Source organism: Acinetobacter sp. ANC 4779 (genome assembly GCF_004331055.1).
GTDB lineage: Bacteria > Pseudomonadota > Gammaproteobacteria > Pseudomonadales > Moraxellaceae > Acinetobacter.
Window position 1 is genome coordinate 364415 of the sequence record NZ_SJNU01000002.1, and the last position, 10750, is coordinate 375164.

Annotated in this window: 6 protein-coding genes, 1 rRNA gene and 2 pseudogenes; 5 read left to right on the plus strand and 4 right to left on the minus strand. The window is 41.8% G+C overall.

Going from position 1 to position 10750, the window contains the following annotated elements:
- The first annotated feature begins 348 nt into the window (after nucleotides 1-348).
- The 5 genes and pseudogenes from mdtD (at nucleotide 349) to E0H80_RS04660 (ending at nucleotide 6309) form a co-directional block, all read left to right on the plus strand.
- Entirely contained in the window at nucleotides 349-1740 is a 1392-nt protein-coding gene (mdtD, locus tag E0H80_RS04635) for a multidrug transporter subunit MdtD (RefSeq protein ID WP_131363577.1), read from the plus strand.
- A gap of 77 nt (nucleotides 1741-1817) precedes the next feature.
- Nucleotides 1818-2603, plus strand: coding sequence for a GH25 family lysozyme (locus E0H80_RS04640; RefSeq protein WP_131363579.1), 786 nt, complete (start codon nucleotides 1818-1820; stop codon nucleotides 2601-2603).
- Between the two features lie 124 nt (nucleotides 2604-2727).
- Nucleotides 2728-3684 (plus strand): annotated as a pseudogene (locus E0H80_RS04645) (MBL fold metallo-hydrolase).
- Nucleotides 3685-3732: 48 nt separating this feature from the next.
- Nucleotides 3733-4788, plus strand: coding sequence for a DNA polymerase IV (gene dinB, locus E0H80_RS04650; protein ID WP_131363581.1), 1056 nt, complete (start codon nucleotides 3733-3735; stop codon nucleotides 4786-4788).
- A 1167-nt stretch (nucleotides 4789-5955) separates the two neighbouring features.
- Complete coding sequence (locus E0H80_RS04660) at nucleotides 5956-6309, plus strand: RidA family protein (RefSeq protein WP_131363583.1); 354 nt, start codon at nucleotides 5956-5958, stop codon at nucleotides 6307-6309.
- A gap of 55 nt (nucleotides 6310-6364) precedes the next feature.
- Here the strand turns inward: E0H80_RS04660 and E0H80_RS04665 are convergent, their stop codons facing one another.
- From E0H80_RS04665 to rrf, 4 genes and pseudogenes are all read right to left on the minus strand, one after another.
- Nucleotides 6365-6910, minus strand: coding sequence for a DUF2726 domain-containing protein (locus E0H80_RS04665; protein WP_131363585.1), 546 nt, complete (start codon nucleotides 6908-6910; stop codon nucleotides 6365-6367).
- A gap of 344 nt (nucleotides 6911-7254) precedes the next feature.
- Complete coding sequence (locus tag E0H80_RS04670) at nucleotides 7255-9675, minus strand: YgiQ family radical SAM protein (protein WP_131363587.1); 2421 nt, start codon at nucleotides 9673-9675, stop codon at nucleotides 7255-7257.
- Nucleotides 9676-10016: 341 nt separating this feature from the next.
- A pseudogene (locus tag E0H80_RS04675) lies at nucleotides 10017-10465 on the minus strand (MFS transporter); the annotation flags it as partial.
- A 179-nt stretch (nucleotides 10466-10644) separates the two neighbouring features.
- Nucleotides 10645-10750 (minus strand): 5S ribosomal RNA (gene rrf, locus E0H80_RS04680); the annotation flags it as partial.

Consider the following 10750-nt stretch of genomic DNA (forward strand, 5'->3'; position numbering starts at 1 on the left):
CAGTTTTATGTCATTTTAATGACATAAGCATAACAAGATTTTGTTCTGGTCTATAAAAAAGTAGCTTCATGTTGTTTTTATCTGCATTTTTTATTTTAAATAAACTGAATGGCTGCGCATTAAATGACCAAATCTATGAGGAGGAGAAGAACAAAAGCTGAACTGTGCTCTGGATCTTATTGGCTTTGTATGAAATTTCAACCATTTTATCAATCAAGACTGGATATAAGGTTTCCGTCTGATCTCCGGTTTTTTTGCGCTGTGCAGACGATTAATAGAACAACTTTTTCTTACACCATCTTTAGAGGATTCCTTTAAACTGTTTAAAAATTTCACATTTATACTTATATGAACGCCACGCCAACACATCAAGCCTTACAACCTGAATTTAGACTCTTGGTCTTGTTGGTGTCTATTGGCTTTTTTATGCAAGGTTTGGACACCACCATTGTCAATACCGCAATTCCTGCGATGGCGGCAAACCTGGGTGAAGATCCGCTGCAGATGCATAGTGTCGTGGTGGCCTATGTGCTTTCCGTGGCTGCGTGTATTCCATTAAGTGGCTGGCTTGCAGACCGCTTTGGGGTACGTAATACCTACTTTAGCGCAATTATTATCTTTACTCTGGCCTCTTTAGGCTGTGGACTTGCCAACAGCTTAAATGAACTGCTGGTCTATCGGGTTATTCAGGGGATTGGCGGAGCGTTATTATTACCGGTCGGCCGTTTGGCTATGCTCAAGGTCATTCCGCGTACCCAGTTTTTATCTGCCATGAGCTTGATGAGTCTGGCAGGGTTAATGGGTCCACTCATCGGCCCAACACTAGGTGGATGGATGGTCGAAGTGGCAACCTGGCACTGGATCTTTCTCATCAATATTCCGATGGGACTTTTAGGCTGTTTAATTACAGTCAAAGCTATGCCCAATATCACAGAGCCTACTGTTAAATCATTCGATTTTTCCGGTTTTATACTGTTGGTAATTGCCATGGTCGGCGTTTCACTGGGAATCGAAAACTTTTCTAGCCCTCATCAGCCCTTATGGTGGAGTGCTGGATTAATCACTGCAGGTTTAATGGCGGCGGCTATTTATGCCTATCATGCGCATAGTCATCAAAATGCGCTGTTCCGCAGCAAGTTATTTAGCAATCAAATTTATGCCATTGGGATTGTGGGTAATTTCTTTGCCCGCTTGGGCGGCAATGCCATGCCTTTTCTCATCCCCCTGATGCTACAGGTCGCCTTTGGTTTTGAGCCTTTTATAACGGGTCTGCTAATGATTCCTACAGTGCTGGGTTCTTTAGCATCAAAACCGATGATTCGGCAAATTATTCAGCACTTTGGCTATAGAAAAGTGTTACTGGTCAATACCTTGTTGGTCGGCGCTTGTATTGCCAGTTTTGCCCTCACTACGGCGGACACTCCAATCTGGTTGCGCGCGGTGCACTTCTTTATTTTCGGAATGCTAAACTCTCTGCAATTTGTCTCGATGAATACCTTAACTTTAAAGGATTTACCGCAGCAGGATGCCAGCAGTGGGAACAGTTTCTTGTCGATGATCATGATGGTGTCAATGAGTATTGGTGTGGCTTTGGCAGGAACCTTGGTCAACGTTTTCACAGCCTATTATGGTGTCGAACAGATCACTACCGCGTTCCATAGCACCTTAATTTTACTGGGCGGCATTAACATTATTACTGCCTATATTTTTTGGCATATTCCCCGAAACACACCGGTTTAATCGGATTGAAGAAACAACGTGCTCTGAAGCTTCAGATCGCGTTATCATGTGTTCGATCAATCATCGCCAACTTATTCATGCCTAAAAAACGATTAGCTCGGAACAGCCAGAAAAAGCTTTATGCCTCTTGCGCAGGCCTAGTGCTGATTTGTGTCACAATCATCTTTTATGTTTTTGTATTGCATACCAACCCTGCCTCGGCACAGGATTATCCGGTTAAAGGGTTTGATGTATCGCATCATCAGGGCGATATTCAGTGGAAACAGATTTCCCCAAAGAACTATCAGTTTGTTTATCTCAAAGCTACGGAAGGTGGGGACTTTAAAGATCAAAAATTTCAGGACTATTGGCTACAGGCTCGCGAACATGGCTTGATGGTCGGTGCCTATCATTTTTATCGCTTGTGCCGTGATGGTGAAATTCAGGCACAAAACTTTATTGAAACGGTACCCAATAAAGCCGATGCCTTACCGCCGGTAATTGATCTGGAATATGATAGTAACTGCATCAACACCTATACCAAGGAACAACTGCTTAAAGAAATTCAGGTCATGCATGATCGGCTGTATCAGCATTATGGCAAACAACCGATTTTCTATATTTCCAAGTCGTTTTATAACATTATTCTGGCGGGAGAATTTTCCAAAACGCCGCTGTGGGTACGTGAATATCAAGGTAAACCGGATTTAAAAGGCAATCCAAAATGGCTGTTCTGGCAACATACCAATCAGGGAACCATTAAAGGCATTTCCAAACTGGTCGACTTAAATGTGTTTAATGGTAAGCAATCTGACTGGATCAGTTTTTTAGAAAAAAATAAGATTTACCCTCAAAAATCAATTGAAAATTTACCGAAAAAATAACAAGACAAGTTCAAGTCTTCATCAACAATAACAACAACACCCAACTACAAACAGGAAAATTATGTCGATTAAATAAGGAATTTGGGTTTCATTGGGACTGCTTATTCTATTTTTGGTGGCTGGCATGGTTTTTTTACTGCAACCTTCTGCTCAAGTTTCCAGTTTTCAAAAATGGCAATATCCAGCCTCTGCAAAAACCGCATCATCTTCGATGCTAACGGTGAAGTTCTTTGGTGTTTCGACGCTGCTTTTTGATAATGACAAAACCCAGATTTTGATTGATGGCTTTTTTAGTCGCCCTTCCCTGTCCCAAGTCCTATTTCATAAAATTCAAAGCCAGCCTGAAATGATCCAGCTGATAATTCAGCAACAACATTTACATCGTACGCAAGCCATTTTAGTGACTCATTCACATTATGATCATGCGCTAGACATTGCTGAACTGGGCAAACAGCTCACGAATACAAAAATTATCGGTTCAAACAGTACCTTAAATATTGCCCGTGGCGGACGGGTTGCAGAACAGCAACTTATTCAGGTTCAACCCTTTGAGCCCATGAATTTTGCCGAGTTCAAAGTCACCGCCATTCCTTCACAATATACCCAACCTACTACAGTGAATAATGATTTGGGTGAAGAAATTTCCCGACCCCTGCCACAACCGACACGCTTTTCTGAATTTAAATAAGGTCATAGCTTTGATTATCTCATTGAACATCAAGGTCATAAAATTTTAGTCAAAGCCAGTACCGGTGCTATTCCTGATCAGCTGAAAAATATACAGGTCGATATCTTATTTTTAGGCATTGCCCAGCTTTCCCGCCAGTCCGCTGCATTTCAGCAAAACTATCTCGATCAAACCCTCACAACCTTAAAACCTAAACTGCTAGTACCGATTCATTGGGACAATTTTTTCCAAGCCGGGAAGCAGCCTCTGGAGTTTTTGCCTTATCTGGCCGATAACACCGACAAAAGCTTAAAAATTCTGATTCAAGCAGCTGAGCAACAAAAAACACACGTCATTTTACTCAGTCAGCCTGTGTCGTATCCACTTGATCCTGCGCTACACTCTCAACCATGAAGATGAGATACTCAAGCTATATAGAATTAGAGGCAAAATTAGGGCTGCATGAGAAAAATCATTCACATCGATATGGATGCCTTTTATGCCTCCGTGGAACTCAAAGACCGACCTGAGTTAAAGCATTTACCCGTGGTGGTTTCTTCGCATCATCCACGCGCTGTGGTTTGTGCTGCCTCTTATCCTGCACGTGAGTTTGGTCTACGTTCAGCCATGTCGATGGCACAAGCTAGAAAACGTTGCCCTCAAGTGGTGGTGCTTGAACCCAATTTTGAAAAATACCGTGCTGTCTCTACCCAAATTCATCAGATTTTTCAGCGTCATACACCGCTCATTGAACCCTTGTCTTTAGATGAAGCCTATTTGGATGTCACGGAAAATTTAAAAAATATTCCCAGTGCAACTGAAGTCGCGATGCGAATCCGGGAAGATATTTTTCAAATTACCGGCTTAACCGCATCAGCCGGTGTCGCGCCAAACAAGTTTTTAGCTAAAATTGCCTCAGACTGGAATAAACCCAATGGCATCTGGGTGATTAAACCATCACAGGTGCAAAACTTTATTCAACATTTACCGCTGAAGAAAATTCCCGGTGTCGGCAAAGTCACCCAAGAAAAACTCAAAAATTTGCAATTGGAAACCTTGGGCGATTTACAGCAAATCGAAGAAGCCATGCTGATTCAGCATTTTGGCAAATATGGCAGGCAGCTCTTTCTCTATGCGCAAGGGATTGATGAACGCCCCGTCCAAACTGAACGGGAACGGCAGCAAATTTCCAAGGAAACCACCTTTGATGATGACCTGACTTTAACCCAATGCCAGAATTATTGGCCCCAACTGATGGAGCAAGTCTGGCAAAGTCTAGATAAAAAAAACCTCTGTGCACGTGGTATTTCAGCCAAGCTCAAGCTAAAAAATTTCCAGATTTTACAGCACAGCAAAAGTTTTAAACAGCCCTTGCAAAATCAAAAACAACTGCAGGATGTACTTCAGCAATTGCTGATTGAAATGCAGATTCCTGAACATTTTCAATTTCGTTTAATCGGAGTGGGGGTCTACCAACTTTCCGACCAGCAAGATCAGCCCCAGCTTTCTCTGTGGTAATTATTTGAATATTTTTCAACCAAAAAAATAAAATCAGGCCAATTAATACTACACAACTGCGCATTTTGCGGTACTCTATTGGCGCGATACATTTATCCATGTAGCCGCTGAGATGCTAAAAATCACCTTTACTTTTAGCATGCTGTCCTGTGATTGGCGTGACGATCAAATCCGAATGTTGCAGGGCAACTCTGTTGTCAACCATGGAACTCTCTCTTGCTTGTGTTCTGTCAATATCTCTAAATCCACCTTATAAATCTATAAGAACAACGCGCGCGTAAAGCCACACTCAGTCGTTTCATTGCTACTGTTGCAGGTTGTTAATACCAGTTTCTACTTTAGGGCATTATGGCCGCACTCATTTTTAAAAACTAATTTTTTCGAGTATAAATGACCATATCGGCAGCTTAGCTACGCTTGCAACTTTTGGGGTTGGCTTTTCATTCCGTCCACTGAGTGAGGAAGTCTTTGGTCATTTCGGTGACAAACTCGAACACAAAAAATGCTCGTCATTCCTATAGTCTTAATGGCACTGTCCACCCTCGGGATTGCTTTATTCTGCAACTTTACAGCCATGGGCCGGTAAGCAGCGGTTCTATAAGTCACGCTACGATGCTTTCATGAGTAATGAATGGGGGGCGTTGCAGCTTTAAGGGTGCTGGCGTTGAACTGGTTTTGGCTATTGGTACAATCTCGATTATTCTTGTCGCTCTGAGGGTTGACGCTTTTGCCGCTTGGGCATGGCTGAGGTATACCCGTCATTGTCAGTATTGTCTTGATCGGCAGTACGAGAGGGATCCCTCATGATCCAGATGAAGCTCAACAATTCATTGAAAAAGTGGTTTAAGCATCAGACAAATCACAATCTCTACCACTTAGATAATTGTATTCATTTCTATTTTCTAGCCAATATTACCCATGATAGGGTGATCAATGTTCAGCAACCGATTTTTACGTCACTTTTGGGTAGCCAATACCGTTATAGCAGCAAAAGGATTGGCGATCAGGTCACAAGTATTGTCGGTGAGTGGTCATCCCTGCTATTGCCACTTCACTAGTGATTTGGGGTAATGGTTCATGGCATTATGTAGTAATTACTTGGCTATTGGCTGTTTACTCACAGCTATAGCCGCGGCGATGATGCCCAAAACACAGGATTAAAATTTTATGAGCGTTCAGCGTCTTCATATAGAAAAGCGTTATTGCGAAGTAGCGATTTCAGGCAATCTGGTTCATTTAGCCGGACAATTGGCAAATGACACTTCACTTGATATTAAAGCGCAAACCCAAGAAACTCTAGATAATATTGACCGTTTATTGGCAGAGGCAGGAACGGATAAAATCCATATTTTATCAGTCATGATTTTCTTAAAAGATATAGAACAAGATTATGCGGCAATGAACGAAGTTTGGGATGCATGGGTGGCTGAAGGTCAAGCACCTGCACGAACTTGTGTTGAATCAAAACTTTATACACCAGATGTTTTAGTGGAAATGACGGTGACTGCTGTTCGTGCTTGAAGTTAAAGAAAATAAATGCACAAGCATGAGAAATATGAATTCATGCTTGTTATGATTAACCCACAATTCGGATTTTTTTTCGTTCCAATTCAGGATAAAAACTATACTTCTTTGGTGTATCTTCTGCTTGGCTATCTAATACAAGGTGAGAAGATTGTTCAAGAAGAAAATCTTGTCTTAACTGATAATATTCAGGTACATCTTCATAACGAATTACCCGATATCCCGCCATAGCTAAAAGTGCATCTTGATATTGCGCATTCTTTAAATGTTTTAATGCCAAGGGATCATCAAGTGCAATAATGGCGGTGACTTGATGATGCTCGTCAAGTAAGACAAAATCTGCCACCATATTGCGATATTTATAGCGGGTACGAGAGTATTTAGTCGTCAATAGTGCATCAAATGAAACATGCGCCAATACGGTACTCTTCGGCAATATTCCCGTGAGTCGCGTATAGGTTAATTGTTGATTAATATTGAAAATAGCCCTTTGCTTTAAAGCGCTATCTTGCTGTTTTGTATTACTTTCAAGGCTTTTCCAAGCCATCATTAACACACACAATAGAAGCAAACTCGCAATTAAAATGTAAATCATCATCCTCTTAGTCCTTTAAAATTTTTATAATCTGTCCGGTGTCACACCGATTGTTATGAAAGTGAGTATACAGCTAGTATTTTTATTAAATATTTTAAGTAAACAAACTTCATTTAATGATGACGAAATCATTATAAAAACTGACAAAAAATTGCAGTTCTTTTATTTGTGTCATCTTGGTCTAAATTAATCCCTGCTCAGACACTATAATAGGTTATATCAAGGCTAAGTCGTGATGCAATAAGACTATGGCATATTGTCGGACAATTCCGACGAGCTGTTTTAGCAATGGTTGATTTTATTGAATAATAAAAAAGAACGCCTTAGCGTTCTCTCTTATTTTGAAATCAAGCTTTTGATTTCGGCTTAGATTTACCTTTTGGTTTTGGGCCACCAAATGGTTTTTTAGCATCCCCTGTTTCACGAGGTGGTAAACCGGTATGCTGAGTCAAGATTTGACCACGCTCAGGACGCTTCTTGGTATTTGAAGGACGACTTTGGCTGCCCGTAGTTTGATTACGAACAGTATTATCACTACTACGTTTTTGCGAATCACCGGCAACTGTCGAATTCTTCTTACGCGCCGATTGATACTGACCTTCAGTGCCTACAGGCTGATAGGTCGGAATCAAATGCTGTTTCGAGTTACCAATCAGGTCAGAACGACCCATTTCTTTCAATGCTTCACGCAGCAATGGCCAGTTGTTTGAATCATGATAACGCAAGAATGCTTTATGCAAACGACGACGCTTGTCCCCTTTCACAATGTCCACATTTTCAGTATAACGCGCCACTTTCGCCAACGGATTTTTACCAGTGTGGTACATGGTGGTTGCTGTTGCCATGGGTGAAGGATAGAAATTCTGTACCTGATCGGCACGGAAACCATTTTTCTTCAACCAAATCGCTAAGTTCATCATGTCATAATCGGTAGTACCCGGATGCGCCGCGATGAAATAAGGAATCAGGTATTGTTCTTTACCGGCTTCCTTGCTGAAACGGTCAAACATTTGCTTAAAGCGATCATAGGTACCAATACCCGGTTTCATCATCTTCGATAATGGACCTTTTTCGGTATGTTCCGGTGCAATTTTCAGATAACCACCGACATGATGCTGAACCAGCTCTTTCACATATTCAGGGTTCAATACAGCTAGGTCATAACGCAAACCTGAACTAATCAGAATCTTTTTAATGCCTTTTAGTTCACGTGCCTTACGATATAACTGCGTCAACGGTGCATGATCGGTATGCAAGTTTTGACAAACACCCGGGAATACACACGATGGTTTACGACAGTTTTTCTCAATTTCAGGATCTTTGCACTGCAAACGATACATGTTCGCAGTCGGCCCACCTAAATCGGAAATAATGCCGGTAAAGCCAGGTGCGGTATCACGAATTTTTTCCACTTCACGCAGAATCGATTCTTCAGAACGGTTTTGAATAATACGACCTTCATGTTCAGTAATTGAACAGAAAGTACAACCGCCAAAACAGCCACGCATGATGTTCACGGAGAACTTGATCATGTCAAATGCAGGGAAACGTGCCTCACCATAGACTGGATGTGGCAAACGTGCATACGGCAAGTCAAACACATAATCCATTTCTTCCGTCGTTAACGGAATGGGTGGTGCATTTAACCAGACATCGCGTTCGCCATGCTTTTGTACCAAAGCACGGGCATTGCCGGGATTGGTTTCCAAATGCAAAATACGATTGGCATGTGCATACAGTACCGGATCACTGGCCACTTCTTCAAATGCAGGCAAACGAATCACCGCCAGTTCACGTGGCGGTAATTTATGTTTAATCGCTTTGGATGGCGCCGCTTGAAGCTGAACAATTTGCGTATCGGCATCCAGATTATCCCCTTCGCGGATAATTGGATTGGCAACCGGTTCTTTTTGGAAATTCTGATATTGAGTTAAAGAATTACCTTTGTCTTTTTCAATTTCACAACCATCCAAATCCTCCGTCATCACATACGGATTGATGATTGCATCGACACGTCCAATGCTATCGACATCATTGGATGCGATTTCAACAAATTTGGCTTTAGACGCACGGTTATGTTTATTGACAATAAATGCTGTACCACGAACATCGGTAATTTCGTGGATTTTTTCACCTTTGGCCAAACGGTGCATCACTTCAGTAATCGAGCGTTCGCCATTACCGTACATCAATAAATCGGCTTTTGAATCCATCAATACTGAACGACGGACTTTGTCTGACCAGTAATCATAATGTGCAATACGACGCAATGATGCTTCAATTCCACCTAACAGTACAGGTACGTCAGGGAATGCTTCGCGGCAGCGCTGACAATACACAGTTGCTGCACGGTCTGGACGTTTGTTTGGCTGATTATCTGGTGAATAGGCATCATCGGAACGGATTTTACGGTCAGCCGTATAACGGTTGATCATGGAATCCATATTGCCGGCAGTCACGCCCCAAGCAATGGCCGGTTTACCCAATACACGGAATGCTTCAGGATCGGTCCAATCTGGCTGAGCGATAATCCCTACACGGAAGCCTTGTGCTTCGAGGGTACGTCCAATAATGCCTGAACAGAAAGATGGGTGGTCAATATAAGCATCACCACAAATTAAAATAAAGTCACAGGCATCCCAGCCGAGTAGATCCATTTCCTCGCGTGACATCGGCAAAAATGGTGCGGGTTCAAAACAAGACGCCCAATATTTGTCGTAATCAAACAACGCGGTCGGCGCTGTCTGTGCGGTATAAGCTGTAGACATGGATAGCAAATTCTCGGCTGGCAGATGAAAGATCTTAAAAATGAGATCAAAGATGAAAGCCGATCATTTTACCATGAATTCCGCTTACATTCCCGATTAAAAAATATACAAAAACAGAGATTTAAACTTTTAATTATTTAAGGCTTGTAAAGATGATCGCCAATGGAGCCGATTAGCCAAGCCCTTCCAACCAGAGTTTGCCACATTCAACCCCTACTACTGACCCAAATGATAATGGAGTTCATAGGTAGTAACTTAATAAATAAAGTGAAGAGGCTACTGCGCGATATTGTATGAATTGCATCGATACCCCACTAATTGAGGGAGAATGTTCCGCAAAAAATAAAATCAACAAAAAGCTTAACATTGCCACGACCGCCCATTCCAGCGATAGCGGTACATGAAATATATAAGCCCATGGCAAAATCTCCATCTTTCTTTGCAATTTCTTCACAGATATAAGTCATCGCACAGCAGCCACACCACTGACCGAAATTCCAATCAATATCCGTGTGCCTAAAAATACTTCCCATATAGGAAATAGTGAACTGAGGATCAATAGGCTGGCAGCTAAAATAGTGCCCAAACCATAATTGGTTTACCACAAAACCGGTCAGAAATTAAGCCTGTAAACAATAAGCCTATCGCAAGCGCAAATGTAGAAAAGATAAAGGGAAGCTGCTAGATATGGGAGAAACAGCAAAGAATTTTAAAATATCGGCATCATCGGTTGCACACAATACAACGATGAGAAATCGTCAAATCTCGCTAAAAATAATGAGAGAAATATGGCTTGAACCTATATCCATTTTTGAGTTCAAGCTTGAATACCCATTAATTCGACCCTCATTTTGTTGAAATACTTCATCCAATCAAAGGCTCTCTCAGCAGGGATTTTTTAGCATATAAAAATCACTGCATAAAAAAACCCCCTCAATCTTAAGATTAAGGGGGATTTTAGGAATAATGAGCTGGCGATGACTTACTCTCACATGGGTAACCCCACACTACCATCAGCGCAAAGAGGTTTCACTTCTGAGTTCGGGAAGGGATCAGGTGGTTCACTCTTGCTATT

Coding starts and splice junctions, on each gene's coding strand:
- E0H80_RS04670 (WP_131363587.1), bottom strand. CDS start 9,675: ATGTCTACAGCTTATACCGCACAGACAGCGCCGACCGCGTTGTTTGAT.
- E0H80_RS04640 (WP_131363579.1), top strand. CDS start 1,818: ATGCCTAAAAAACGATTAGCTCGGAACAGCCAGAAAAAGCTTTATGCC.
- mdtD (WP_131363577.1), top strand. CDS start 349: ATGAACGCCACGCCAACACATCAAGCCTTACAACCTGAATTTAGACTC.
- E0H80_RS04660 (WP_131363583.1), top strand. CDS start 5,956: ATGAGCGTTCAGCGTCTTCATATAGAAAAGCGTTATTGCGAAGTAGCG.
- dinB (WP_131363581.1), top strand. CDS start 3,733: ATGAGAAAAATCATTCACATCGATATGGATGCCTTTTATGCCTCCGTG.
- E0H80_RS04665 (WP_131363585.1), bottom strand. CDS start 6,910: ATGATGATTTACATTTTAATTGCGAGTTTGCTTCTATTGTGTGTGTTA.